General features: G+C 60.1%; 26 protein-coding genes and 1 pseudogene. 17 read left to right on the top strand and 10 right to left on the bottom strand.

Annotated elements, in window-relative coordinates; translation table 11 throughout:
• Positions 1-45 precede the first annotated feature (45 nt).
• Positions 46-972 (top strand): alpha/beta hydrolase, encoded by a 927-nt coding sequence (locus MTX36_RS05165; RefSeq protein WP_243618664.1) that lies wholly within the window; start codon positions 46-48, stop codon positions 970-972.
• Positions 973-1,046: 74 nt separating this feature from the next.
• On the opposite strand, the gene MTX36_RS05170 is transcribed toward MTX36_RS05165, so the two are convergent.
• Both MTX36_RS05170 and MTX36_RS05175 read right to left on the bottom strand, forming a co-directional pair.
• Positions 1,047-1,697, bottom strand: coding sequence for a Dabb family protein (locus tag MTX36_RS05170; RefSeq protein WP_243618665.1), 651 nt, complete (start codon positions 1,695-1,697; stop codon positions 1,047-1,049).
• Positions 1,690-2,037 carry a hypothetical protein gene (locus MTX36_RS05175; protein WP_243618666.1) on the bottom strand — a complete coding sequence of 116 codons (348 nt, stop codon included), beginning with the start codon at positions 2,035-2,037 and terminating at the stop codon, positions 1,690-1,692. Before MTX36_RS05175 ends, MTX36_RS05170 begins: the two co-directional genes overlap by 8 nt.
• Before the next feature lie 142 nt (positions 2,038-2,179).
• Between MTX36_RS05175 and MTX36_RS05180 the strand changes: the two genes are divergently transcribed.
• Positions 2,180-2,491: an HNH endonuclease gene (locus MTX36_RS05180; protein WP_243618958.1), complete on the top strand. Its 312-nt coding sequence runs from the start codon at positions 2,180-2,182 to the stop codon at positions 2,489-2,491.
• Here the strand turns inward: MTX36_RS05180 and MTX36_RS05185 are convergent.
• On the bottom strand, positions 2,488-3,045 hold the full coding sequence (locus tag MTX36_RS05185; protein WP_243618667.1) for a TIGR03086 family metal-binding protein: 558 nt from the start codon (positions 3,043-3,045) through the stop codon (positions 2,488-2,490). The two genes, MTX36_RS05180 and MTX36_RS05185, sit on opposite strands and share 4 nt — an antisense overlap.
• A gap of 120 nt (positions 3,046-3,165) precedes the next feature.
• Between MTX36_RS05185 and MTX36_RS05190 the strand changes: the two genes are divergently transcribed.
• From MTX36_RS05190 to MTX36_RS05210, 5 genes are read left to right on the top strand one after another with little or no spacing between them, the layout of a single operon-like run.
• Positions 3,166-4,161, top strand: a complete 996-nt coding sequence (locus MTX36_RS05190) for an aldo/keto reductase (protein WP_243618668.1) — start codon at positions 3,166-3,168, stop codon at positions 4,159-4,161.
• Positions 4,162-4,206: 45 nt separating this feature from the next.
• Complete coding sequence (locus tag MTX36_RS05195; RefSeq protein ID WP_243618669.1) at positions 4,207-5,475, top strand: nitrate/nitrite transporter; 1,269 nt, start codon at positions 4,207-4,209, stop codon at positions 5,473-5,475.
• A gap of 56 nt (positions 5,476-5,531) precedes the next feature.
• Positions 5,532-5,960 (top strand): DUF6325 family protein, encoded by a 429-nt coding sequence (locus tag MTX36_RS05200; protein ID WP_094271091.1) that lies wholly within the window; start codon positions 5,532-5,534, stop codon positions 5,958-5,960.
• 20 nt (positions 5,961-5,980) lie between these two features.
• The gene (locus MTX36_RS05205) at positions 5,981-6,307 is read left to right on the top strand and encodes an SHOCT domain-containing protein (RefSeq protein WP_243618670.1); all 327 of its coding nucleotides are present in this window, start codon (positions 5,981-5,983) and stop codon (positions 6,305-6,307) included.
• A 24-nt stretch (positions 6,308-6,331) separates the two neighbouring features.
• Entirely contained in the window at positions 6,332-8,230 is a 1,899-nt protein-coding gene (locus MTX36_RS05210; protein ID WP_243618671.1) for an alkyl/aryl-sulfatase, read from the top strand.
• Here the strand turns inward: MTX36_RS05210 and MTX36_RS05215 are convergent.
• Together MTX36_RS05215 and MTX36_RS05220 are read right to left on the bottom strand one after the other, a co-directional pair.
• Entirely contained in the window at positions 8,217-9,206 is a 990-nt protein-coding gene (locus MTX36_RS05215; RefSeq protein ID WP_243618672.1) for an endonuclease/exonuclease/phosphatase family protein, read from the bottom strand. The genes MTX36_RS05210 and MTX36_RS05215 overlap by 14 nt on opposite strands.
• A gap of 92 nt (positions 9,207-9,298) precedes the next feature.
• The gene (locus MTX36_RS05220; RefSeq protein WP_243618673.1) at positions 9,299-9,940 is read right to left on the bottom strand and encodes a TetR/AcrR family transcriptional regulator; all 642 of its coding nucleotides are present in this window, start codon (positions 9,938-9,940) and stop codon (positions 9,299-9,301) included.
• Between the two features lie 100 nt (positions 9,941-10,040).
• On the opposite strand from MTX36_RS05220, the gene MTX36_RS05225 reads away from it, so the two are divergent.
• The 7 genes from MTX36_RS05225 (at position 10,041) to MTX36_RS05255 (ending at position 18,164) form a co-directional block, all read left to right on the top strand.
• Complete coding sequence (locus MTX36_RS05225) at positions 10,041-10,502, top strand: MaoC family dehydratase (protein WP_243618674.1); 462 nt, start codon at positions 10,041-10,043, stop codon at positions 10,500-10,502.
• Between the two features lie 27 nt (positions 10,503-10,529).
• On the top strand, positions 10,530-11,702 hold the full coding sequence (locus MTX36_RS05230; RefSeq protein WP_243618675.1) for an acyl-CoA dehydrogenase family protein: 1,173 nt from the start codon (positions 10,530-10,532) through the stop codon (positions 11,700-11,702).
• A 9-nt stretch (positions 11,703-11,711) separates the two neighbouring features.
• On the top strand, positions 11,712-12,845 hold the full coding sequence (locus tag MTX36_RS05235) for an acyl-CoA dehydrogenase family protein (protein WP_243618676.1): 1,134 nt from the start codon (positions 11,712-11,714) through the stop codon (positions 12,843-12,845).
• Between the two features lie 129 nt (positions 12,846-12,974).
• Positions 12,975-14,903 (top strand): molecular chaperone HtpG, encoded by a 1,929-nt coding sequence (gene htpG / locus MTX36_RS05240; protein ID WP_243618677.1) that lies wholly within the window; start codon positions 12,975-12,977, stop codon positions 14,901-14,903.
• A gap of 145 nt (positions 14,904-15,048) precedes the next feature.
• A complete protein-coding gene (locus MTX36_RS05245; protein WP_243618959.1) occupies positions 15,049-15,588 on the top strand; it encodes a DinB family protein in 540 nt (179 codons plus the stop codon).
• Between the two features lie 48 nt (positions 15,589-15,636).
• Positions 15,637-17,250 carry an FAD-binding oxidoreductase gene (locus tag MTX36_RS05250; RefSeq protein WP_374230429.1) on the top strand — a complete coding sequence of 538 codons (1,614 nt, stop codon included), beginning with the start codon at positions 15,637-15,639 and terminating at the stop codon, positions 17,248-17,250.
• Positions 17,247-18,164, top strand: a complete 918-nt coding sequence (locus MTX36_RS05255) for a diacylglycerol kinase (RefSeq protein WP_243618678.1) — start codon at positions 17,247-17,249, stop codon at positions 18,162-18,164. The genes MTX36_RS05250 and MTX36_RS05255 overlap by 4 nt, the downstream gene beginning before the upstream one ends.
• A gap of 138 nt (positions 18,165-18,302) precedes the next feature.
• Here the strand turns inward: MTX36_RS05255 and MTX36_RS05260 are convergent, their stop codons facing one another.
• Together MTX36_RS05260 and MTX36_RS05265 are read right to left on the bottom strand one after the other, a co-directional pair.
• Positions 18,303-18,803 (bottom strand): hypothetical protein, encoded by a 501-nt coding sequence (locus MTX36_RS05260; protein WP_243618679.1) that lies wholly within the window; start codon positions 18,801-18,803, stop codon positions 18,303-18,305.
• A gap of 167 nt (positions 18,804-18,970) precedes the next feature.
• On the bottom strand, positions 18,971-19,366 hold the full coding sequence (locus MTX36_RS05265) for a hypothetical protein (protein ID WP_243618680.1): 396 nt from the start codon (positions 19,364-19,366) through the stop codon (positions 18,971-18,973).
• Positions 19,367-19,671: 305 nt separating this feature from the next.
• Here MTX36_RS05265 and MTX36_RS05270 point away from each other — a divergent pair, with 305 nt between their 5' ends.
• Positions 19,672-19,851: a zinc ribbon domain-containing protein gene (locus MTX36_RS05270; RefSeq protein WP_308198192.1), complete on the top strand. Its 180-nt coding sequence runs from the start codon at positions 19,672-19,674 to the stop codon at positions 19,849-19,851.
• A gap of 156 nt (positions 19,852-20,007) precedes the next feature.
• Positions 20,008-20,847 (top strand): potassium channel family protein, encoded by an 840-nt coding sequence (locus MTX36_RS05275; RefSeq protein ID WP_243618681.1) that lies wholly within the window; start codon positions 20,008-20,010, stop codon positions 20,845-20,847.
• Here MTX36_RS05275 and MTX36_RS05280 read toward each other — a convergent pair.
• A pseudogene (locus tag MTX36_RS05280) lies at positions 20,819-21,559 on the bottom strand (metallophosphoesterase); the annotation flags it as partial. The gene MTX36_RS05275 and the pseudogene MTX36_RS05280 overlap by 29 nt on opposite strands.
• A gap of 258 nt (positions 21,560-21,817) precedes the next feature.
• Here MTX36_RS05280 and MTX36_RS05285 point away from each other — a divergent pair.
• A complete protein-coding gene (locus MTX36_RS05285; protein WP_243618682.1) occupies positions 21,818-22,432 on the top strand; it encodes a DUF6461 domain-containing protein in 615 nt (204 codons plus the stop codon).
• On the opposite strand, the gene MTX36_RS05290 is transcribed toward MTX36_RS05285, so the two are convergent.
• The gene (locus MTX36_RS05290) at positions 22,421-22,810 is read right to left on the bottom strand and encodes an RNA-binding S4 domain-containing protein (protein WP_243618683.1); all 390 of its coding nucleotides are present in this window, start codon (positions 22,808-22,810) and stop codon (positions 22,421-22,423) included. The two genes, MTX36_RS05285 and MTX36_RS05290, sit on opposite strands and share 12 nt — an antisense overlap.
• A 40-nt stretch (positions 22,811-22,850) precedes the next feature.
• Positions 22,851-24,446: an MFS transporter gene (locus MTX36_RS05295; RefSeq protein ID WP_243618684.1), complete on the bottom strand. Its 1,596-nt coding sequence runs from the start codon at positions 24,444-24,446 to the stop codon at positions 22,851-22,853.
• Between the last annotated feature and the right edge of the window lie 57 nt (positions 24,447-24,503).

Consider the following 24,503-nt stretch of genomic DNA (forward strand, 5'->3'; position numbering starts at 1 on the left):
CGATGTGCCGGGCGGCGGGCATCGGCGACGATCAGGAGACCGGCCATGACACTGCTTCCAGAAGTAACCGAAATGCTTGCTGTCCTGGAAGCAGGTTTCCCTGATGTGTCGAGTGTTCCGCCGGTTGAATTACGGGCGTTGATTCGTGGCCGTCGTGCACCACTGCAACGACTTCCGGATATGCGTGAGGTCCACGACCTCACGATAGAGGGTCCGGGTGGCGATCTGTCGCTGCGAGTCTTCCGGCCGCACGGTGGTGACGATCCTAGGCCTGTGGTGGTATTCGCCCACGGCGGCGGGTTTGTGTTCTGCGACCTCGACAGTCACGACGAATTCTGCCGGTCGATGGCGGAAGGCGTTGGCGCCGTTGTAGTTTCCGTCGAATATCGACTGGCTCCGGAACATCAAGCTCCGGCAGCCCACGACGACGTGTATGCAGCTTTGGAGTGGACCGCGAAGAATGCGGGCGAGTTCGGCGGAGATCCGACGAGAATTGCCCTGGCCGGAGATAGTGCCGGTGGAAACCTGGCCGCAACGGTATCCATAGCCGCCCGGGATCGAGGAGGCCCGGATGTGGTTGCGCAGGTTCTCATCTACCCGGTGATCGATGATGATTTCGACACGCAGTCGTATCGGCTGTACGGCTCGGGCTACTACAACACCGCCTCGGCAATGAAGTGGTACTGGCAGCAGTACGCCCCCGGCGGCACTGATGACGTTCGTTTGGTTCCGACACGAGCGGAATCACTGGTAGGCCTGCCGTCCGCGGTGGTTGTCACCGCAGAGTTGGATCCGCCCTGCTCGTCGGGTGATACGTATGCGCAGATGCTCGGTGCGGCGGGTGTACCCGTCCGGCATCGCCGATTCGACGGGCTCTTCCACGGATTCCTGACTATTCCCTCACTCTCGTTCACTGAGCCTGCTCGACGAGAGGTCTGGGACATGATGCGAGCCGCGCTCGACGTGGGATAACGGCCATTCGCGACCCGGAATCGATAGTCAGTCGATTCCGGGTTTCGGGCTTGTGGAACCTTGTGGTGAATTCTCTAGCTGCCGAGCAAGATTGGTGTATCGAGTGCACAGAAGGTGTGGCAGACCCGATCACGAATGATGACCTCGGTGCATTCCGGATCGAACCAACGGTCCACGACGCCCCAATGAATCGGATGATCGAGGTACTGTCCCGATAACGATTCGTGGTCAGTGAATTCTTGCTCCCACACGTGTGTCCACTGCGTCGGACCAATCGACGCACTGACACGGCTGAGCCGCCACGCTCCGATCGACGACACGAGTGCAGGCATCCGAAGTAGATCGCGTTCGAAGTGCTCGATGGCTGTCAGCGGAGTGCCGGGCGTGACGCGGACGAGTAGTGCCCGGTAGATGCCGGTTCGGGTATCGATAGTCGATCGCCCGCTGGTTCCGTTCTGGTACTCGACACCATGAAAACCTGCGACGGCCGGGTGGTCGAGGCTTCCGTCGAATGCAGTACCGGCGCGCTGCCACGAAGATTCGTCGGTGAACTCTGCGTGGACTATCAGATCTCCGCCGTTGATTACTCCCGGCAGTGTTTCGGAAACGATGTGTCGTGCAGCGCCGCACGATTCGGCGGCTGACGTGACGGCGATGACGGCGGCGGCCCACTCGTCGGGTGCGCAGCCCTCGGCAGCCTGGACGATCCGTATGACGCTATACATTGCTCAGTCCTTCGATATCGGCGGCGTCTGCAGCCATGGTGCGACTGCGTTCCATGATCAAGGGAGCGTTGCGTTCCCACCACTGGCCGATAGTGGGATCACCTCGCCCTTGGCGTGTCATCGCCCACCAACCGGCCGTGCCCTCCACTGTCCAGGTAATCGTCACTTCGTTGGATTCGTTGTCGGTCCAGAGTGGGGGACTGACGAGAACACTTGCGAGAGTCATGCTTCGGCGCTGTGCGTCCGGCACGTACTCGGCCAGGTATGCATCGACGAACTCCTTCCCACATCCTGGTTTCGTGATGATCCGGTCGATCACGTACACCTTGTCGCCTGCCATACCCGTAACCTACTGCGATCCGAATCCTGCAGAACTGGTCCGTTCCGCGCAGTGGGAGACGGGGGCAATGTGCCGGTACGATTCTGTGGTGACGATCAACCGCAGTCGCAAAGCCACCTACGCGCGCCGACGCAAACGTCGGATGGATAGCGTCGAACATGACCTCAGCAGCGAGCAGTGGTCTGCGCTCACATCAGCGTGGGACGGCTGCGCGTACTGCGGTGTGCAAGACAAACCGCTACAGCGTGATTGCGTCCTGGCGATCTCGCGCGGTGGCCGCTACACCCTCGACAATATTGCGCCGGCCTGCGCGTCGTGCAATGCCAGCAAGTGCAACAGCGAAGTCACACTCTGGTTGCGTCGCAAAGGTTATGACGAGAAAGCGTTCCTACTTCGTCATGCCGAGGTCGGCATGACGTTGCGAGCCCACTTCTCGGAGATCGATCCGGCTTAGCGGGGATCGCGGCCCGTCAGTGCAATCAGCTTGTCCTGCAACGTGGAATCATCAGGAATCTCGACTGGCTCTGCAAACAAACCGCTTTCGGCAAGCATGTCGCGCTGACCATCCAGGTCGGACCAGACGGCTTCGACGAGCGTCGGGTCCAGAGGGTCTTTTGCCCCGACGGCTCGGCCGAGATCCCAGCTGTGGATGGTGACATCGGAGGTTTGCTGGCGCAGGTACGGTTCCATGTCCACAGTGCCGTAGGACAGGTGAACTCGGGCCGAGAGGTCGGTGGATTTCCAAGCAGCAATGGCGGCTTCGGAATATTTCTGCCACTCGGTCCACAGATCGTCACCGACCGGAACGATGTCGGGCGTTGCCTCACCAACTGTGAGACCGGCCAGCAACGGAGGTACCCACTGCTGTTCTTCGATCACATGGCGAACCAGATGCTCCACATGCCAGTCGGAATCCGGCGTCGGTGCATTCCAGTCGTCGACCAAGGTGAGTCGCGAACCGAATTCACGGTGGGCTGTGAGCACGAGTTCGAGCCAATCGAAAGCCATCAATCGAGGGTAACCCGGCGACACCGTGCTCGACCAGAGTGGAGGCTCCTGGTGTGCGCCTGCGAATGTTCCGGGAGAGACTGTCATCAGTCGCTGTTGATTCGAACCCGAGGAGATTTCATGCCCGTTTCCACCGTCACCCTGGCCGAAGGCCTCACCGTCAGCGCACAGGGGTACGGCGCGATGTCCGTGGCACCGGTGTACGGGCCGGTAGATCCGGCGGAAGCACTGGCGACGCTTCATCACGCCGTGGATATCGGGATCACCTTCATCGACACCGCGAACATCTACGGCGAGGGTGCCAGCGAACTGGCAGTGGGCAAGCTTCTCGAAACCCGTCGGGACGAGGTGCAGTTGGCCACCAAATTCGGTTTGGTCACCAATCCCGCGACCGGTCGGCGGGGAATCAACGGTGATCCGGCGTACATGTCGCAGGCTCTCGATGCGTCCCTCGGACGGTTGGGTGTCGATCATGTCGACCTGTACTACCTGCATCGGGTTGATCCGAACGTTCCGATCGAGGACTCCGTCGGCGCGATGGCCGAGCAGGTGAAGGCCGGCAAGATCCGCCACATCGGATTGTCGGAAGCAACCGGCGACGAATTGCGTCGGGCCTACGCGGTCCATCCCATCGCCGCGATCCAATCCGAATGGAGTGTGTGGAGCCGCGATGTGGAGAACAAGGTTGTGCCCGCAGCTGCCGAACTCGGCGTGGGGTTCGTTCCGTTCTCACCGGTCGGACGAGGGTTCCTGGCCGGTTCGTTCGACGCCGATTCACTGGGCGAAAACGATCTGCGTCGACGCTTCCCCCGATACACCGATGCGGCGATGGTCGCCAACCGGAAGGTTCTCGACGTCGTGCGCGAGGTGGGCGCCGAACTTGGTGCGACGCCGGCTCAGGTATCACTCGCGTGGCTCGACGCCAAGGGCCGGCACTACGGACTCCCGTCGGTATCCATTCCGGGCACTCGCTTCGCGAAGCGTGTCACGGAGAATGCCGGTGCTCTGGATATCGAGCTCACCGAAGATCAGATTTCGCGCCTCGACGCGCTGGCCGCGATCACCGACGGCTACCGCTCGGACGACCTCAACTGGATCTCGCAGGGGCGCGAATAGTCACGTCCTGAGGCCCCCGAACGAGAGGCGTAGCATTACATCCCGATGAAAAAAGTATGGTTGGTCTGGGGTATCGGTGTTTTCGCCTACATGATCGCCGTGCTTCATCGTACCTCGTTCGGAGTCTCGGGCCTCGTTGCAACAGAACGGTTCTCGATCAGTCCGAGTGTCCTTTCGAGCTTTGTCGTCTTGCAGATCGTGGTCTATGCCGGCATGCAGATCCCAGCCGGAGTGCTCCTGGACCGCTTCGGTTCGCGCATCATGATTGCGGTCGGTGCCGCAATCATGATGTCGGCTCAATTCACCCTTGCACTCACCGAATCGCTGCCGATTGCGATCGGTGCGCGCATTGCGGTCGGTGCGGGCGATGCGCTCACGTTCATCTCGGTTCTGCGACTCGTTCCGCAGTGGTTCCCCGCACGTCAGGTGCCACTGGTTTCGCAATTCACCGGCATTCTCGGGCAGATCGGCCAGGTTCTCTCGGCCTTGCCGTTCATGTTGTTGCTCAATGGTTTCGGGTGGACGATCGCGTACGGTAGCGCAGCATCCCTGGGACTGCTCGCCTTTGTCCTCGCGCTGTCGATCATCCGTGACTCCCCGCCGGGCGCGGACGTCAAAACAGTTCCGGCGGGTGCTCGCGACGTCGTCCGACAGATTCGGGTGGTGTGGATGCGTCCCGGCACGCGTCTCGGTTTCTTCACTCACATGGGCACTCAGTTCTCGATCACCACGTTCGCCTTGCTCTGGGGTGTGCCGTACCTGTCGTCGGCGCAAGGTCTTGACGACGCAACGGTGGGTTCGTTGCTCACACTTTCGGTGATCTCGGCGATTGTTGCCGGCCCGATCTTCGGCATTCTCAGCGGTCGTTTCCCGATGCGCCGATCGTGGTTGGTGCTGTCCATCATGATCAGCAATGCCGCAATGTGGACCATCGTGTTGTCGCTTGATCATCCGGCACCGTTGTGGCTTCTGGTGATTCTGATTGTCGTGATCTCCATCGGCGGACCCGGTTCGATGATCGGATTCGACTACGCCCGCGCATTCAACCCCAGCTCCAACATGGGTACCGCTCAGGGCATGGTCAATATCGGCGGCTTCCTGGCGTCCCTGATCGTCATCCAGATCATGGGCGTGATCCTCGGAAACATGGGCGGCTACACCTTCGACGGCTTCCGGGTGGCGTGGATGGTTCAATATCCGGTCTGGATCATCGGCATCATCGGGGTACTGGTCACGCGAGGAAAGGCTCGACGTGAACTCGCCGCCGACGGAGTTCACGTGCGTTCGATGCGTGAGGTTCTACGCCGTCGCTGACAATTTCATCCTCTGCGGGTGAGGATCCGCGACGGCGACGATGCCACGCTGAACACATGAACGAAGCACGCAACGTCGGTCCAGTCGAGTTGGTGGTGGTGGCGTTCCCCGGTTCGAGAGTGGACCCGGACACCGTCGCGGCCTTGCAGAACATTGTCGAGCGGGGGTTTGTGACGCTGCTTGATCTCGTCTACATCGCCAAAGACACCGAAGGCAACATCCGGCAGGTCGATGTCGATGAAGACCTCACCGACATCGGACTCGAAATACTGTCGATCGAGGCAAAAGCGTTGATCAGCGACGAGGATCTCGATGTGGTCCGTGAGTCTCTCGAACCGGGAACGTCGGCCGCGATCATCGTCTACGAGCAGACGTGGGCACGTGACTTTGCGTCGAAGGCTCGGGCCGGCGGCGGAGAAGTGGTCCTGCACGTTCAGATCCCGCACGACGTCGTAGTGGCCGCTGTCGACGCGGCGCTTCAGTAGATTCAGTAGAGGAGATCGGCATGGTTTTTCGAGGTGGACGTAGAGGACGGCCCGGTTTACTGGGCACCGTAGCGCGAACCGCGGTGGTCGCGGGAACAGCAAAAGCGACGTCCAATGCGATGGATCGACGCGGCCAGCAGAAGGCTGCCGAGCAACAGGCCTATCAGCAACAGCAGCAGGCAGCTGAGCAGCAGGCCTATCAGCAACAGCAGCCGGCGGCACAGTCGCCAGCCCCGTCGACTGGGGGCGATCTGGTGTCGAAACTGCAAGAACTCGGGAAACTGCACGAGTCCGGGGTTCTCTCGGACCAGGAATTCACGGCGGCGAAAGCGCAATTACTCGGTTAAATTTACTGCTGGAAGGCAATATTCATGATCGATCCGCGAGACGCGTCAGCTTCGATTGCTTCGGCAAATGCGAAAGTTATTGAATCCCTACCCTTCTCCGATACATCTGACATGGATGATGCAGACCGTGGGCTCATCGCCGCGCTCGATCCGGGAACGGTGATCGACGGCAACGGGAAAACCATCTGGGACAACGATTCTTACGCTTTTCTCGGTGAGGAGTGCCCTCCGACAGTCAACCCGAGCCTGTGGCGTCAGTCCGGTCTGGTAGCGAGGCAAGGACTGTACGAGGTTTCGGAGACGATCTATCAGGTACGCGGGCTCGACTTGTCGAATATGACGCTGATCGAGGGTGAGACCGGTGTCATCGTCATCGATCCATTGATCAGTCAGGAGACCGGCGCCGCAGCGCTTGCTCTCTATCGGAAGCATCGCGGGGATCGCCCGGTGAAAGCGGTGATCTACACCCATTCGCACATCGACCATTTTGGTGGCGTCAAAGGCGTTACGACTGCGGAGGATGTTGCGGCGGGGCGTTGTGTCGTGTTGGCTCCCACCGGTTTCGTCGAACATGCCGTCGAGGAAAACGTGTATGCGGGAACGGCAATGGCTCGGCGGGCAGCATACATGTACGGCGCAGCGCTACCGCGTGGGCCGCGCGGAGCGGTAGGCGCAGGATTAGGGCAGACGACGTCGAAAGGAACGCCGACGCTCATTGCGCCGACCCATTCGATTTCGACGACCGGCCACACCGAAACTCTCGACGGCGTTCGTATCGAGTTCCAGATGACTCCCGGCACGGAAGCGCCGTCCGAGATGAATTTCTACTTCCCGGACTTGCGTGCACTGTGCATGGCGGAGAACGCAACTCACAACTTGCACAATCTGCTCACGCTGCGCGGCGCCTTGGTCAGGGATCCGCACGTCTGGTCGTCTTATCTCACCGAAGCGATCAATCGCTATGCTGCGCGTTCCGACGTGTTGTTCGCGTCGCACCATTGGCCCACTTGGGGAACCGGACGTCTCACCGAATTTTTGTCGCTGCAACGCGATCTCTACGGATACCTCCACGATCAAACGCTGCGTCGAATCAACCAAGGCTGGACTGGTATCGAGATTGCCGAGGCTATCGAACTGCCCCCGGCGTTGGAGCAGGCGTGGCACACCCACGGGTACTACGGGTCGGTCAGCCACAATGTCAAAGCCATCTATCAGCGGTACATGGGGTGGTTCGACGGCAATCCGGCGCACCTGTGGGAGCACCCACCCGTCGAGTCCGCGACGCGCCACGTCGAATTCATGGGCGGCTCTGCCGAAGTTCTCCGCAAGGCACGCGAATCATTCGATCAAGGCGACTTCCGTTGGGTTGCACAGGTAGTCAATTACGTAGTTTTTGCGGAACCCGAGAATGTCGAGGCCAGGAATCTGCAAGCCGATACGCTGGAACAACTCGGATACGGCGCCGAGAACGGAACCTGGCGCAACTTCTATCTCACCGGGGCGTACGAACTGCGCAACGGATCGGTCGGGACGCCGACACAGGCGTCGGCTCCCGATATCGTGATGGCACTGTCGGTGAGCCAGGTGTTCGACGCGATCTCGCTGCGGGTCGACGGTCCACGAGCCTGGGGTGCGCACATCGTCATCGATTGGAACATCACCGACGAAGAACTGTTGTATCGAACGGAATTGAACAACGGTGTACTGGTCCACTTCGACAGGCCGGCCGATGCAGGCCCAGCGGATGCGACGTTCACTCTGGCTCGGCCCATGTTGCTGGGTGTGCTGCTGGGCGGCGCAGATCTAGCCGCTGCTATCGGCGACGGAAGTGTTGTCGTGGAAGGTGATCCAGCCAAGCTCGCAGAACTTGCCGGCTACCTGGATGAACCGGACCCGGACTTTGCGATAGTCACGCCAACGTGATGTCGGCAATCAGTCCGTGATGGTCGGATCCCTCGATATCGATACGTTCGAGAGATGTGGCCACTGCACCTTTGGTGATGATGTGATCGATGCCCACGATCGCGGGGTACGACTTGTCCGTGGGGTAGGTGGGTATGAGTCCGGTGCCCACCTGGTCCGCGGCGCTCGAGTAGCCGTTGGTGAGTAGATCGCGAAACTGCTTGTGCGAGTAAGTCGCATTGAAGTCGCCGCTGACAATCACATTGTCGTGGCCGGCCACCTCCGACATGTAGCTGCCGAGCTTGCGTTGTTCCGCAGCCCATACCGTAGCGGGTGAGATGTACGGCGCGGCAGTATGCACGGCAAACAACGTGACTGGTTGCGGCAAGCCGACATTCAGCTCAGCGGCCAAGGTTTCGGGTGAGAAGCCGTCTAGGCTGCGTGAATTCGACATCGGGAATCGGCTGTAAATCCCGCCGCCACCGCCGCCGCCTGCGTAGGGGACCAAGAACTGGAACGGTAGGAGTGTCTCCAGCCCTGCGGCTTTCAAAGCGTCGGCCTCGCGTGACGTCAACTCGTCAATGGTCACCACATCTACGTTTCGATCGCGGACCGTGGCGACGAGTGATTCCGGGTTCGCCGAACCGACCATCAGATTAGCTTGCATGACGCGAATCGACGGACCATCTGCCACCGCGGTCGGACCACCCACGTACAGCGGGCCGACAAACCATCCGAAGGCGCTCAAGACGGCTACCGAAGCTGCGCACACGATCCACTGGCGACCGATTCCGGCGACCAAGCCGCCGATCAAAGGGGCGATCATCAACAGCGGGGCGAACGACGCAAGGATGATCACCACGTTGTGGTCGACATCGAGCCTCGTGGCGATCAAAGCGACCAGGCCAACCACGACTCCCGTAACTCCGACAACGCCTGCAAGCCGACGCAAGAGGACTCGGCGGGGGCTCACGGCGTCGGAAGGCATGATCTCCATAGAAGCAGACTGGTTGACGGGCACAGTCGAAAATATACTGGTGTCTTTCGTTTGATCGACAGTCAGAACCTTTCAGTCCGTTCCTGAGCGAATCACTCCTGGCGGTTGGCGGCCAGCGCGGCGTACCGGGCTTCGAGCCCATCGAGGAGTGCGTCGAGTGCGAGTTCAAAACTGGCGCCGTCGATTTCAGCGGCACGCTCGCGAAGGAGATGGGCCCGGGTGAGGTGGGGATAGCGTTCGTCGTAGATATCGGGATCGTCGGCAAAACCGCCGGAGAAGGTCGACATCGCGGCGCCGACAACCAGATATTTCACTGACGCGCCGATCAGGGTGGCGGTGCGCTGCGGCCAACCGGCGCGGACAAGCCCGCCGTGGATGGCGTTCGCCCGTTCCAATGCGATAGGTCGCAGGCTGGGCCCGTACGCGAGAAACGGCACGATGTTGGGGTGTTGGGCGAGGGCGGCACGGTAGGAACGCCCCCAGGTTTGTAGCGCCGAACGCCAATCGCCGGAAGCGAATCCGCTGACATCGACGGATTCCATGATCGTATTGGCGACGTCGTCGAGAAGTTCGTCTTTGTTGGCGTAATGGCTGTACAGAGACGGGGCTTGGACGCTCAGGGCGGTGGCCAACTTGCGCATCGAGAAGTCGTTGAGGCCCTTCTCGTCGACCAACTTGAGGGCTGCATCTCTGATGATTTGCCTGCTCAACAGCGGAATGCGCGGTCGCGCCATTGTGATCAGCCTCCTTGGACGTACTGGACAACCTTACACTGTGAGTTTATGATCGCAATTACCTAACAGTGTTCGGAAATTGTACCGAGTGGAGAATTTGATGACACGTGTGTTCGAGAGCAAGAGCGACCTTCTGGGCGCGGTCGGTGAGACGCTGGGAACAAGTGAGTGGCTCGAGATCACGCGCGAGATGGTGCACCAGTTCGCCGACGCGACCGGTGATCATCAGTGGATTCACGTCGACGACGAACGGGCGAAGCGTGAATCACCGTTTGGTGGCCCGATTGCGCACGGCTATCTGACGCTCTCACTCATTCCGGTTCTCTCCAAGAGCGTGTACCGGATCGAGGGACCGAAACTCCTGGTCAACTACGGTTCCGACAAAGTGCGATTCCCCAGTCCCGTTCCGGTGGGTTCCCGGGTTCGCAACACCGTCGTTCTGACTTCGGTCGAAGAATTGCCCAACGGTTCTCTGCAGAGTCAAGTCACCAACACGGTCGAGATCGAAGGCTCGGACAAGCCTGCTGTTGTGGCGCAAACCGTGACACGAATCTTCTTCTGACTCTCCTGTACAAGAAAGTAGTCTCCTGTGAATCTTGAACTCACCAGCGAGGAAGTAGCGTTCCGCGATGAGCTGCGAACCTTCTTCACCACTGAAATCTCGGCCGAACTCCGCGAGCGCGCAGCAGGTTTCGGAAAGCTGAGCCGCGAAGACCTCGTTGCGAGCCAGAAAGTCCTTAACGCACACGGCCTTGCGGTTCCGCATTGGCCAGTCGAGTGGGGCGGTAAGGACTGGACTCCGGTTCAGCGCCACATCTACACCGACGAAATGCAGTTGGCGTCGGTACCCAACCCGCTGCCGTTCAATGTCGCAATGGTCGGCCCGGTTATCGCGGCTTTCGGTTCGCAGGAGCAGAAGGAGAAGTTCCTTCCCGCGACGGCCAACCTGGATATCTGGTGGTGCCAAGGGTTTTCGGAGCCCGAATCGGGTTCCGACCTGGCGTCCCTGAAGACGACCGCTGTTCGTGACGGTGACGATTACATCGTCAACGGACAGAAGACATGGACAACCCTGGCGCAGCACGCTGATTGGATCTTCTGCCTCGTCCGCACGGACTCGGGTGCGGCGAAGCGTCAGGCCGGAATTTCTTTCCTGCTGATCGACCTGGCAACCCCCGGTATTACCGTTCGTCCCATCAAATTGATCGACGGTAGCGTCGAGGTCAACGAAGTGTTCTTCGACAACGTACGAGTACCGGCGGAGAACCGCGTCGGCGAGGAGAACAAGGGTTGGGACTACGCCAAGTTCCTTCTCGGAAACGAGCGCACCGGCGTCACCCGCGTCGGATACTCCAAAACCCTTGTCGCCAAGGCAAAAGAGAAGGCTCGTAAGGTCCGCGTCGGAGCTGGAACGCTGCTCGAGGATCCGCTGTTCGCGGCCAGGTTAGCGGAGTTGGAAAATGAACTCCTGGCTCTGGACCTGACGCAACTTCGCGTCGTCGCGAGTTCGGCAGACGGCAAGCCGAATCCGGCGTCGTCGCTGCTCAAGCTCCGGGGCTCCGAATTGCAGCAGGCCGCAACCGAACTGTTGGCCGATGTCGCCGGACCGGATTCGTTGCCGGTGGACGCTACTGACATCAGCTCGCCCGAGTGGGCGCAGCAGTCGGTACCGCGCTACCTGAACTACCGAAAGGTTTCCATCTACAGCGGATCAAGTGAGGTGCAGCGCTCCATCATTGCCTCTTCGATTCTCGGATTGTGAGTATCTGACATGGATTTCGAACTCAACGACGAACAGACGATGCTGCGCGACACCACACGTGAGGTGCTCAGTCGCAGTTACGACGCAGAGAAGCGCAACGCCGTGTCGGCCACCGAGGCGGGGTGGAGTGCCGATGTGTGGAAGCAGTTGGCGGAGTTGGGTCTGCTCGGTCTGCCGTTCGCCGAGGCTGACGGGGGCATGGGGGCCGGCCCGGTCGAGACCATGGTCGTGATGACCGAACTCGGCCGCGCACTCGCGCCGGAGCCGTATTTGGGTGGCGTTCTGACGCCCGGCGGTGTGATTGCCGCAGTCGGTTCCGCTGAGCAGCGGTCGCGTTACCTGCCGTTGCTCAGTGAGGGGACTGCACTGGCTGCCTTTGCCCATGCAGAACCCGGTACACGCTGGCCGGTTGCAGCCGTATCGACCACGGCAACAGCCTCCGCAGCGGGATGGACAATCAACGGCGTCAAAAACCCAGTCCTGCAGGGCGACAGCGCCGATGTCGTAATCGTGACTGCGACTCTGCCTGACGGTGGCACCGGACTCTTCCTGGTGGATGCCGAGGGTGCCGGTGTTTCACGCACCACATTCACCACACATGACGGCCGACGCGGCGCGCAGTTCGCATTCACCGATGCCGCCGCAGAACCGCTCGGCGAAGGCGGCGACGCCAGTTCAGCGATCGTCGAGGCAGAAGTGCGGGCGCAGGCAGCACTGTGTGCCGAGGCAATCGGTGTTATGACCGAGGCATTGCGTCTGACGACGGAATACCTCAAGCAGCGTAAGCAGTTCGGTGTTTCGCTCTCGAAGTTCCAGGCGCTGACGCACCGCGCCGCGGACATGTACGTGACGCTCGAACTTGCGAGCAGCATGAGCCTGTACGCAACGATGTCGATCGCTGACGGCGTCATCGATCCGGTTGTGGCGTCGCGGGCAAAACTGGCTGTCGGGCGCGCTGCGCATCAGATCGGTCAGGAATCCATTCAGATGCACGGCGGTATCGGTATGACTGCCGAATATCCAGTCGGACATTATGTCTCGCGTCTGGTTGCCATCGAGCACACACTGGGTGCATCCGACGATCACCTGCGGGTGCTCGCCGGCAATGTTTCCAACTACTCGATGGTCAACGTCGGCGAGTAGTACGGATTCCCCCGGAGAAGGCCACGCAGGTTTCTGCGTGGCCTTCTCTTGTGTCCACAGGGCCGGGTCCGTAGCTTTTGCAGTGGCGTAAAATGCCGGTGACCAGTCCGAGAAGAGAAAGGGATCGAAGTGACCGCGCATACCGAGCAGCTCGAGTTCCAAGCAGAAACACGTCAGCTGCTGGATCTGATGGTTCATTCAATCTATACGAACAAGGACAGTTTCCTTCGCGAGTTGATCTCCAACGCTTCGGACGCGCTGGACAAACTCCGTCTCGAGTCGTACCACGACAAGGACCTCAACGTTGACGTCTCCGACCTCCACATCGAGGTCGACATCGACAAGGAAGCACGCACTCTCACTATCCGCGACAACGGAATTGGCATGTCGCGTGACGAGGTCATCGACCTGATCGGCACGCTCGCCAAGTCCGGTACCGCCGAGGTGCGTCGTAAACTCAAGGAAGCCAAGGACGCTGCGGCATCCGAGGAACTGATCGGTCAGTTCGGTATCGGCTTCTACTCCACCTTCATGGTTGCCGAGAAGGTCACACTGCTGACTCGTCGCGCCGGCGAAGACCATGCGACGCGCTGGGAGTCCACCGGCGCGGGCACGTACACCCTCGAGCATGTCAACGAGGCGCCGCAGGGTAGTTCCGTGACGCTCCACCTGATGTCCGAGGATTCCGAGAACGGCCTGCACGACTACACGTCGGAATGGAAGATCAAGGAACTGGTCAAGAAGTACTCCGACTTCATCGCGTGGCCTATCCGTATGGATGTCGTGCGCACGTCGACGCCGGCCGAGGGTGAAGAGCCTGAGGTTACTGTCGAGACCGAGACGATCAACTCGATGAAGGCTCTGTGGACTCGATCCAAGGACGAGGTGTCCGAGGAAGAGTACAAGGAGTTCTACAAGCACGTCAGCCACGCCTGGGATGAGCCTCTCGAGGTCATCCCGATGAAGGCGGAAGGCACTTTCGAATATCAAGCGCTGCTGTTCATTCCGTCGACGGCGCCGTTCGATCTCTTCATGCGTGAGCGCAACGCCGGCATCCACCTGTACGTCAAGCGTGTCTTCATCATGGATGACTGTGAAGAGTTGGTGCCCGACTACCTGCGCTTCGTCAAGGGTGTCGTCGACGCACAAGACCTCTCGCTCAACGTCTCTCGTGAGATTCTGCAGCAGGACCGTCAGATCGCGGCCATCCGTCGCCGTCTGACCAAGAAGGTCCTCTCGACGATCAAGGACATGAAGGCGAACGCGCCCGAGAAGTACTCGACCTTCTGGGCCGAGTTCGGGCGTGCGCTCAAGGAAGGCCTGATGGCCGATGCCGACAACCGTAAGACGTTGCTGGACATCTCTTCCTTCGCCTCCACCAATAGCGAAGAGGGCGTCACCACTCTCGCCGAGTACGTCGAGCGGATGAAGGACGGTCAGGAACAGATCTACTTCATGACCGGCGAATCTCGCCACCTCATCGAAAGCTCTCCGCACATGGAGGCTTTCAAAGCCAAGGGCCTCGAGGTTCTCGTTCTCACCGATCCCGTCGACGAGATGTGGGTCGACGCGGTTTCCGACTTCGACGGCAAGACCTTCCAGTCGATTGCCAAGGGTGAGGTCGACCTCGACACCGAGGACGAGAAGAAGGCGGCCGAGGCCGAGCGTGAAGAGAAGGAAAAGGAATTCGGTGCACTACTGACGTGGCTCACCGAAACTCTCTCTGACGACATCAAGGAAACGCGACTGTCGACGCGCCTCACCACGTCGGCTGCTTGCATCGTCGGCGACGCGTTCAGCATGTCGCCGACGCTCGAGAAGATGTACCGGGCGTCGGGACAGCCGGTTCCGCACAGCAAACGGATTCTCGAACTCAATCCGTCGCATCCGCTCGTGACAGGTCTGCGTGAAGCCCAGGCTGCGGAAGGTAGTGCCGAGAACCTCACCGAGACAGCTCAGTTGCTGTATGGCATGGCGCTACTTGCCGAGGGCGGCGAGTTGAGCGACCCCGCTCACTTCACGCGTCTGCTCGCTGATCGTTTGGCTCGCACCGTCTGATTTCAGTTTCAGCCCGAAGAACTCCCGGTATCCACGAGATGCCGGGAGTTTTTTATTCAGAGTTTTTATTGAGGACCGTTTCTGTCCGCAATTGCTTCTAGCGTGGGTTGTACGAGCAAGGCCCGACCAGGAAAAGGACACAATGATGAATGCACCGACCAGTACCGTCACCGGCGAGCGCGCAGACTTTCTCGAGAGCTTGCGCCGGCATCGCGAATTCCTTCTGTTCACGGTCAAGGACCTCACCGACGAACAAGCCGCGTCACATCCGACTGTGAGCGAACTGTGCCTGGGCGGATTGATCAAGCATGTGGGGGAGATGGAGCGAGGATGGGTCAATTTCATCCTGGAAGGGCCGGCCGGACTGGGTGGGGATTTTGATCCGTCTGCGTGGTCGGAAGAAATGCAGAAAGAGCGCGCGAACGAGTTCGCGATGGTCGGCGACGACACAGTGGAATCCATCGTGTCCGAGTACGGGCGGATTGCAGCCCGGACCGACGAGTTGGTGATTTCGTTGGACAGCCTTGATATCGCACACCCGCTACCGGCGGCGCCGTGGTTCGAGCCCGGAGCGCAGTGGTCGGCGCGACGTGTCCTGCTCCACCTGGTTGCGGAGACTTCGCAGCATGCGGGACACGCAGACATGCTGAGGGAAGCAATCGACGGTTCCAAGACAATGGGTTAGTGTCCGAAATCCCGTTACACATTGACTAAATGTGTAACACTAGTAGGTATGAGCACTGAAAAATCTTCGCTTCAGCCGCCGATGCAGTGGGACGCCTGGGGCGACTCGTCCAAGAAACGCCCACTGTCGGAGGCTGTTCAGTCTCTCCTGACGCAATTCCTAGGTGTCTCAGCACCGACGGAACCACGGAAGGGCCTCGGCGACGTCCTGGTGGTGCCGTCAGCGCTCGCGAAAGGGCATGTCGATGCACTGGTAGCGATTGTCGGTGCGGAGTTCGTCAGGGTCGACGACGTTTCGCGGATCTTGCGAGCGGGCGGCAAGAGCACTCCAGATCTGCTCCGCCGACGCAGTAAGGGGCCGCAAGAGGCTCCCGACGCGGTGGTCACCCCAGGGACCGATGCCGAGGTCGAGCAGATTCTGCGGTACTGCTCGGCAAACGCCATCGCCGTTGTTCCCTTCGGCGGTGGCACCAGCGTTGTCGGTGGGCTCGATCCCATCCGCGACGGATTCGACGCGGTGCTTTCGCTGGATCTGCGCCGGTTCGATGACCTGACCGATCTGGACGAAGAATCCGGCATCGCGACGTTCGGCGGCGGCACAACCGGACCCCGCGCTGAGGAATTGCTCCGTGAACACGGATTCTCGGTGGGGCATTTCCCCCAGAGTTTCCTCTTCGCGACACTCGGCGGATTTGCCGCGACGCGTTCTTCCGGACAGGCCTCGGCCGGGTACGGACGATTCGAGGACATGGTTCAGGGCCTCACGGTCGTCACGCCGAGTGGTGTGCTCGAAACAGGCCGGGCACCGGCATCAGCTGCCGGCCCTGATCTCGGCGAATTGTTTGTCGGTTCCGAGGGAACATTCGGGGTCATCACGCACGTGCGCGTTCGAGTTCACGCGTTGCCCGAGACCACAGTTCGTGAAGGTTGGAGTTTCCCCGACTTCGCTACCGGCGCCGCGGCATTGCGTGAGTTGGTCCAGGAAGGTTCAGCGCCGACGGTATTGAGGTTGTCCGACGAAGCCGAGAGTGGCGTCAACCTGGCGACCACCGACAAAATCGGTGAAAACGCTTTCACCGGTGGATGTCTCGGTATCACCACCTACGAAGGTACGGCGTCGCACACGGCTGAGCGTATGGCAGAGGCCCGCGCAATCCTGACGGCGCAGGGAGGCACCTCTCTCGGTGAGGAGCCCGGAAACAGTTGGGAACACGGACGATTCAATGCGCCGTATCTGCGCGATGCACTACTCGATGCCGGCGCGCTGTGTGAAACTCTTGAAACTGCGGCGACCTGGGGCAACCTCACCAATCTGCGCTCGGCAGTTACCGCGGCCCTGACAACGGCATTGGTCGAGCAGGGAACTCAACCGCTCGTGATGTGCCATATTTCGCACACCTACAAGACTGGTGCGTCGCTGTACTTCACCGTTGTCTGCGCACAGACCGCCGATCCCCTCGAACAGTGGAAGAAGGCGAAGACCGCTGCCGGTGACGCCATCATCGCGGCCGGTGGCACGATTACCCACCACCATGCCGTCGGCGCGGACCATCGTCCGTGGATGAAAGACGAAATCGGCGAATTGGGCGCGAATATTCTTCGTGCAGTAAAGAATGCAGTTGACCCTGCTGGAATCCTCAACCCTGGGAAGCTCATTCCATGACCGAAAGCCGCTGTCAGATCGAGAAGGTTACCGTCCTCATCAATCCGATGGCGGGACATGGGCACGCGCCCGAAGCCGGTCGTAAAGGTGTTGCGCAACTGCGTTCTCGCGGAATTGCCGTCACCGAGATCATCGGCACCGATGCCGACGACGCCAAGAAACTCGCGAAGCGAGCGATCGCGGAGGGTACCGACGCCCTGGTCGTGGTCGGCGGTGACGGTGCCATCAGCATCGGATTGCAGGCGGCCGCATTGACCGACACCCCGATCGGACTCATTCCGGCCGGCACGGGCAACGACCATGCCCGTGAATTCGGTATTCCCACAGGCAATCCGGAGGCGGCGGCCGACGTCATCGCCGATGGAATCGTTCAGCAGTCGGATCTCGCGAAGATCACCTTGAGCGATGGAAGCATCGTGTGGTCGGGAACGATCATCGCCAGCGGCTTCGACTCGATTGTCACCGAACGGGCCAACCAGATGTCCTGGCCCAAGGGGCCGATGCGGTACAACTTGGCCATGGTGGCGGAACTGGCCAGGTTGCGTCCGCTGAAGTACCGAATCGAACTCGACGACGAGGTTGTCACCGTCGACGCGACTCTCGTCGCGGTCGGCAACGGGCGCTCCTACGGCGGTGGCATGCTCATTACCCCTGACGCATCCAAGTCCGACGGTCTACTTGATGTCACGGTAGTTTCGCACACCTCCAGATTGCGTCTGATGCGGCTGTTTCCCAAGGTATACAAGGGAACTCACATTGACCTCGACGCCGTGCAGACCTACCGATCGAAAAAGATTCGGCTTATCTCCGAAGGCATCATCGCTTACGCCGACGGTGATCGGGTGGGCCCCCTGCCCGTCACGATCGAAGCAGTTCCGGCGGCATTGAAGATTCTGACTGCTGTACCGGTGTGAGCTCAGTAGCGCCCCTGCCGGGAGTAGTGCTGCTAGCCAACGTGTAGTTGACGACGCACGCGGATCTCCGAAGGTGCGGAGGACTGTTGACACTGCCAGCAGAGCGCACCGGTAGCCCGGCAGTTGCATACAGCGGCCTTACGGAAACTGCGGAAGGCAATGGGTGCACAACATCGAACTGCGCCCACCAGCCGCTTTCATGTCGGTTTCGCCGGATACCTCGGGCAACCAACCGAGGCGAGCGTCGAGAGGCAGTCCATCGCACGATGCGGCCGCGTGAATGGTGCCGGTCCGATCGACGAAGGTGCGTGGCCATGGATGCTCGTAGTAGGGGCCTTCGATTCGCGAGAACGTTTCGTCGAGGTCGAAGAGGTCGGCCCTGAGTTGCAGGAGATGACGGAGAATCTCGGAGCACTCCGACACACGGGGGCTGGACGCCGTGTCGATAAGCTGCGAGATGAGGGCTGCCTCAGCAGCCGAATCCGACAGGGCCCAACGAGTGGACGAAATCATCCGGTCCTCGATTGCGTTGTGAATCATGTTGTAGGTGAACGCAATTTGGTCGACGAGCTCCCAGCGTTGAATGCTGAGTTGGGAGAGTTGGCGGTCGATACGCTTCGGGTCGACGAAGGTAATCATCTGGGGCCCTTCCGGGGGACGTGGGGTTGGCCGTGCGTGGCCGTGCGTGGCCGAAGCTGAGTGGGCGAGGCTTCGACCGGCAAATATGTATTGGTCACTAACGGGAACGGCAGCCCCACCCAGACCTGCCAGAACTTTCTTGCTTGCAAGGATCGAGTCTTCGGGCGCTAACTCGAAACCCTTGCTGCCACCAGTTGGTCGGACTCCTCGGAGATTTCGGACCGCAACAGATGCTCGAAAGCTTGATACAGCAGATCCAGCGATTCGTCGGAGAGACCCTCGGCTGCCTGTACTAGCGATACAGGCTGAGGGCTCGAAAAGCCGACTCCTGCCACACTCGTTGGCGCACTGATCTCAGGTTTCACGGTCTCGCGCTGGGGATCGGACAGAACTTCCGCAAGGCGTCGAGGAGTCACCAGTTCTCCCGAAGTAGTCGCTTCTCGAAACAGGCCGCTCAGCCGCTCGACTAATCCCTTATCGGTTGAGGGTTGGATATCGTTGTTGCGCAATTTATTTGAAGCATGGATAGCAAACAAGCCGTAGATCGAGGTGTTGTCGTTCACAGTATGTTCTCCGCAGGTTAGTGGGAAGCTGTGCCTGGAACACCGTTGCCCGTCCGGCACCCGTGATCGAGTTTTCTCAACCACTCACAACCTTCGAGTTCAGCGAACCTGCCACGCCGAATCCTTGACGGATTCGACTGCGGTAGACATTCGGTTCGCTGTTCCTATCCGGCTGGCAGTTACAGATTATCGCCCTATGTAACTACAAGCAAGCATTTTGTTACTATTGCCCTAAATATACCTATAGTACGAATATTGGCCTTTTAGCCACGGACCGGTCCGTATTAGTCCCCTTTTCCGTTGCCGTGATTGGACACCCGACGTTCTCTCGGTGTGGTTTTTGTGATGCGAAGAATCGTCGCAGTCACGCAGGGTTCGAGTGCAGCGAGTGTGGGTGGACCTGGCATGCGGACCATAATGCTGCCCGCAACATTGCTGCGCCGGGCGTGAAAAATATTGGTCCGCCCTGTCAACCGTGCCTATAGCAGCCCACTTCTCTGGCATCGGTGAGCAGCAACCTGGTCCTTGAGGGCGGGTAGTTGATCGAGTCTGCAAGGTGAACGAGGACCGAACGTATCGAGTCCACTATCCAACTGAATGCCGGACCATCAGGACGAGAATGCAGATGCGAAACTTCTGCGATGGTGATCGATAACTCGAAGTCGGCTGAGCGCGCACTTGGTCAGCGCGCGTGGACCAGCGAACGATGGCAGGGCGCCACCGACATGCCACTGATCGCGACGGCACTGTTCTATCTGTTCGCGTATGCATTTCAGGTGCTGGCCCAGCCGTCCGGTTTGCTGGGTTCCCTTGTCCGGTGGTCGCTCATCGCGGCGTGGGTAGTGTTTACCGTCGATTATCTCGTCCGCTTGTCACTGGCGACGGACCGCTGGAACTGGTTTGCGCGGCACCTTCTGGATTTGGCGATGGTGGTGCTTCCGATGTTCCGGCCGTTGCGATTGCTCAGGCTGGTTACGCTCCTCACCGTGATGCACCGATCCAGCGGCGCGACACTTCGCGGGCGGGTTGTGTTCTATGCAATTTCGGGCACAGCACTGCTGATCAGTGTTGCGGCACTTGCCATGTTGGACGCCGAGCGCCATGCCGACGGTTCCGAGATCAGAACCTACGGTCAGGCGCTGTGGTGGGCGATCGTGACCGTGACAACCGTTGGATACGGCGATATTTCACCGGTCACCGCGACGGGACGGGTGATAGCGGCAACTCTGATGATCAGTGGAATTGCCTTGTTGGGTATCGTGACTGCCACCCTGGCATCGTGGTTGCTCGAGCAGATAGCCGAGCAAGACGACGCAGCACAGAGTGCTACACGTAAACAGGTCGCGGATCTTGCCGCGCAGGTTCAACTCCTGGCACAGCGGTCTGATCACGACTCTCTCGAGCATGTGGGTACCGAAGAATTGCGTCGCGAATTGGAGCGACGTGAACTGGCTAAGCGGAACGCAGTGTCAGCACAGTGATTTCGCTGGGCGCGAAGATGCGTATCGGCGGACCCCAGAACCCTGAACCGCGGCTTGTGTACAACTGGGTGCGTTCGCCGTGGTGACTGAGTCCGTGGACGTTAGGCTGATCGAGGCGGACCAGGAAGTTGAACGGCCAGATCTGCCCGCCGTGTGTGTGACCTGCGATCTGTAGGTCGACGCCCGCGGCTTCGGACTGGAAAACCTGCTTGGGTTGGTGCGCCAACATCAATACCGGCAGGTCGGGATCGGTTCCGGCAAGAGCCATTTCGAAGTTTGCGCCGTGACCGGCCATCTTTGACGACTCGGCGGTGGCGTCGTCGACGCCCGCGATAATCAAGCTGTCACCGCCACGTTCGACGGCAATGTGCCTGTTGTGCAGCGGTTCCCAGCCAATGGAGTCCATGTAGTCGAGCCAGCCTTGAGCCTCGCGGGGGTATTCGTGGTTTCCGGTCACGTAGACGCTGGCGAGTTCGGCTCGGATGGTGGCAAGTGGGGCCGCCTGTCCGCGTCGTTGCTCGACGGTACCGTTGGCGATATCACCGACGTGGGCGACGATGTCGGGGCGCAGTTCGTTCACGGCGGCAGCGACGCCTTCAGACCACTTGGTGCGGTTGATCGGACCGAAATGTGTATCGGTGACGGCAACAACTCGGGTGCCGTCGAATCCCTTGCCGAGCCGGGGAATCGTAACGTCCACATGTTTGATCTTCCGTTTCGCGGACTTCGTGCCGACCTTCTGCAACGCCGTCCGCATCACCTGGTTCTTCTTGCGGCGGGCGGTGACGGCGCCGCCGGACCACCGCACATCAAGCTCGTCCGGATCGTCGTCGGTGGTGACCGCAAGGTTCACGATCCCCAGATCCACGCTCAACCAACCCGCCACCTTCCGCCGATACGGCACGTAAATTTGTGTGGCTGGATCTCAAACGATCACGGCAGCTGCCCCAACGCTGTAGCGTCGACCGATATGTCGGTTCCCACATATCGTGACTACGCTTGGACCAGAGATCGTCCCGACCTCTTCGAGGCATTCTGTCTGAGCATCATCCCGAACGTCACTGCGGAACAGGTTCTTGCTGCGCTCCCGACCCCAGCGAGCACACTGATCGGCACATACTCGGACCTGGACGAGCGGGCGTTCGACAACGTCGGCCGGGGAGCGCCCGACGTAGTGGGACTGCTCGAGTACAAATCTTCGGTTGTGATGTTCGAACCCAACGGAGTGCTTGGTATCAATCCGACGATCATGCAGCCGCTGTCCTCCGGACGAGAGATTGTCTGCAACTATTCTGGCGGACACGGTGTCTCCCATTTTTACTGGTTCGTCGACGGGGACGTGAGAACATCGTTCGAGCCACTGTTCGCGCACTCCCGCGAAGGCACGGAACCGGACGCGTTGTTGCCGCTGATGTCAGAGATCGGTGGCTTCCATCTCGATTCGCCGGAGACGGAGCCGGACGAATACCTTGATGACGAAGCAACTTTCGCGCTGTGTGAAGCCGTTACCGGCATCCGTGTCACGGATACGCTACTGCTGGAATCGACGTACGTGCTGGCCGATATACCGACGTCAGAGATCTAGACCGCGAAGCTTCTCGAGATCTCGCCGTTCCCGCTTGGTGGGGCGGCCCGCGCCACGATCGCGTGTCGGTATGGACGCCAGGAGTTCCGGCGGTGGGGGCGGCGGCGAATTGTCTTTCAAACAGTCGGCAACCAGGACCGCGCCGACGCGTTTGGTGATCGGTTTGACTACGAGAACGATGCGTTCGACGCCGGACACCCGCACCCGAACCTCGTCGCCGGCTTTGACCTGCTGAGCAGCCTTGGCAGAGGTTCCGTTCACGCGGACGTGCCCGGAGCGGCATGCGGCCGCAGCCTGCGAACGGGTCTTGAACAGGCGGACAGCCCAGGTCCAACTGTCCACTCGGACACTGATCGCGTCGGAAGGTAGTTGGGCCATGGCAACGACGATACCGTCCGCGCAATGTTTGCCTGAGTGGCTAGGACACCTTGACGGCAGTGCGAGCTTCTACGGACTCGTCTAGTTCGATGTCGGCGAGCTGCTCGATACCTGATTTGTTGCCGAGAGCTGCGTTCGGGATGAAGATGACGCAGATCAGGGCGATCACGGCGAACGGAACGGCGATGAGGAAGACTTCTCCGATGCCCTGTCCGTACGCGGATTCGACTATGTTGCGCACTTCGTCGGGCAAGGTATGCAAGTCGGGGAGCGTTCCGTCCGTCAGCCCACTCGCCGATTTTGCTATGTCTGATTCTTGAAGGCCGTTGTCGATCTCGGTATCGACTCGTGTGGAGAGTACTGCTCCGAGCACTGCTACGGCGAGGGCGCCGCCAAGGCTGCGGAAGAATGCGGCGGCAGAGCTGGCCGCGCCGATCTCGAGGACGCTCGCGGCATTCTGTACGACCAGGACAAGGTTTTGCGCCATGATGCCGAGGCCGAGTCCGATGATCGGTGTGGCAAGGAAGATTACGGCATACGGGCTGTCCACCCGCAGAGTCGAGAGCAGGATGGTGCCGACGACGAGTAGCGACGCTCCGGTGATCAGTGCAGGCTTCCATTTGCCGGTACGACTGATGAGGGCGCCGACGACGGTAGAGGCGATGAGGTTGCCGGCGACCTGCGGGAGTGTCATCAGGCCGGCGCCGCTGGCGGTGGCGCCGCGGCTGAGCTGCATGTACTGGCTGAAGAAGACGGAGACGCTGTAGAGGACGATGCCAACGGACAGACTGGCGATGATCGCCAAGGTGAAGGTTCTTTCCCGGAACATGTGTAAGGGGAGGACAGGGTCCTTCACTTTGCTCTCGACGATCAACGTCACTGCGATCAGCACCGCTGTGCCGACGCCCAGTCCCCACGACAATGTGGAGTCCCACGCGAATTCGTTGCCGCCGAGCGAGAGCCAGATGAGAAGCGTCGAAATTGCGGCGGTGAGTAGGACCGACCCGATGTAGTCGATGCGAGCGGCACCCTTGGGTGTGGCCACGATGAGCTTGAGTTGGATGACGATCATCGCGATGACGGCAACGGGAATGACGATATAGAAGTTCCAGCGCCAGCCGAACGTATCGGTGACGAAGCCGCCGAGGAGTGGTCCGCCGGCCGTGCCGGCCACGACGACAGCACCGAGGACGCCCATGTACTTTCCGCGTTCGCGAGGGCTGATGATGTCAGCGATCGCGACCTGGGAGAGGGCAAGGAGTCCGCCGGTTCCAATTCCCTGTGCCACGCGCGCGGCGATCATCATCATGGGCGTTGGCGCGAGTCCGGCAGTGAGTGAGCCGGCCATGAAGATCGCCAGCGAGATTTGCAGAAGACGTTTTCGGTTGAAGAGATCGGCGAGCTTGCCCCAAATCGGGGTGCTCACGGTGACCGCGAGCAACGATCCGGTGACGACCCAGGTGAGCGTCGATTGATTGCCATCGAGATCGGTGACGATGCGAGGGAGGGAGGTGTTGATGACGGAAGTCGACAAGATGGCGACGAGCATGCCCATGAGAATTCCGCCGAAGGCTTCGTTTACCTGGCGTCGAGACATTGTCGTGTTCGGACTGTTATCGACTGTCGTTACCTTCATGAGGTTCCTTGCTTGGCTGGCAAAAAGTATGTGACTATAGTCAATCATATTTAGTTA

It is taken from the genome of Rhodococcus sp. ARC_M6 (genome assembly GCF_022810305.1).
Classification (GTDB): Bacteria; Actinomycetota; Actinomycetes; order Mycobacteriales; family Mycobacteriaceae; genus Rhodococcus_F.

Excerpts from the sequence above, each read along its gene's own strand:
- MTX36_RS05170 (WP_243618665.1), bottom strand. The coding sequence starts at position 1,697 with ATGTATAGCGTCATACGGATCGTCCAGGCTGCCGAGGGCTGCGCACCC.
- MTX36_RS05220 (WP_243618673.1), bottom strand. The coding sequence starts at position 9,940 with ATGGCGCGACCGCGCATTCCGCTGTTGAGCAGGCAAATCATCAGAGAT.
- MTX36_RS05175 (WP_243618666.1), bottom strand. The coding sequence starts at position 2,037 with ATGGCAGGCGACAAGGTGTACGTGATCGACCGGATCATCACGAAACCA.
- MTX36_RS05200 (WP_094271091.1), top strand. The coding sequence starts at position 5,532 with ATGAACGAAGCACGCAACGTCGGTCCAGTCGAGTTGGTGGTGGTGGCG.
- MTX36_RS05190 (WP_243618668.1), top strand. The coding sequence starts at position 3,166 with ATGCCCGTTTCCACCGTCACCCTGGCCGAAGGCCTCACCGTCAGCGCA.
- MTX36_RS05235 (WP_243618676.1), top strand. The coding sequence starts at position 11,712 with ATGGATTTCGAACTCAACGACGAACAGACGATGCTGCGCGACACCACA.
- MTX36_RS05250 (WP_374230429.1), top strand. The coding sequence starts at position 15,637 with ATGAGCACTGAAAAATCTTCGCTTCAGCCGCCGATGCAGTGGGACGCC.
- MTX36_RS05225 (WP_243618674.1), top strand. The coding sequence starts at position 10,041 with ATGACACGTGTGTTCGAGAGCAAGAGCGACCTTCTGGGCGCGGTCGGT.
- MTX36_RS05180 (WP_243618958.1), top strand. The coding sequence starts at position 2,180 with ATGGATAGCGTCGAACATGACCTCAGCAGCGAGCAGTGGTCTGCGCTC.
- MTX36_RS05195 (WP_243618669.1), top strand. The coding sequence starts at position 4,207 with ATGAAAAAAGTATGGTTGGTCTGGGGTATCGGTGTTTTCGCCTACATG.
- MTX36_RS05210 (WP_243618671.1), top strand. The coding sequence starts at position 6,332 with ATGATCGATCCGCGAGACGCGTCAGCTTCGATTGCTTCGGCAAATGCG.
- MTX36_RS05255 (WP_243618678.1), top strand. The coding sequence starts at position 17,247 with ATGACCGAAAGCCGCTGTCAGATCGAGAAGGTTACCGTCCTCATCAAT.
- MTX36_RS05285 (WP_243618682.1), top strand. The coding sequence starts at position 21,818 with ATGTCGGTTCCCACATATCGTGACTACGCTTGGACCAGAGATCGTCCC.
- MTX36_RS05275 (WP_243618681.1), top strand. The coding sequence starts at position 20,008 with ATGGTGATCGATAACTCGAAGTCGGCTGAGCGCGCACTTGGTCAGCGC.
- MTX36_RS05185 (WP_243618667.1), bottom strand. The coding sequence starts at position 3,045 with ATGGCTTTCGATTGGCTCGAACTCGTGCTCACAGCCCACCGTGAATTC.
- MTX36_RS05290 (WP_243618683.1), bottom strand. The coding sequence starts at position 22,810 with ATGGCCCAACTACCTTCCGACGCGATCAGTGTCCGAGTGGACAGTTGG.
- MTX36_RS05260 (WP_243618679.1), bottom strand. The coding sequence starts at position 18,803 with ATGATTACCTTCGTCGACCCGAAGCGTATCGACCGCCAACTCTCCCAA.
- MTX36_RS05295 (WP_243618684.1), bottom strand. The coding sequence starts at position 24,446 with ATGAAGGTAACGACAGTCGATAACAGTCCGAACACGACAATGTCTCGA.
- MTX36_RS05245 (WP_243618959.1), top strand. The coding sequence starts at position 15,049 with ATGAATGCACCGACCAGTACCGTCACCGGCGAGCGCGCAGACTTTCTC.
- MTX36_RS05215 (WP_243618672.1), bottom strand. The coding sequence starts at position 9,206 with ATGGAGATCATGCCTTCCGACGCCGTGAGCCCCCGCCGAGTCCTCTTG.
- MTX36_RS05165 (WP_243618664.1), top strand. The coding sequence starts at position 46 with ATGACACTGCTTCCAGAAGTAACCGAAATGCTTGCTGTCCTGGAAGCA.
- MTX36_RS05205 (WP_243618670.1), top strand. The coding sequence starts at position 5,981 with ATGGTTTTTCGAGGTGGACGTAGAGGACGGCCCGGTTTACTGGGCACC.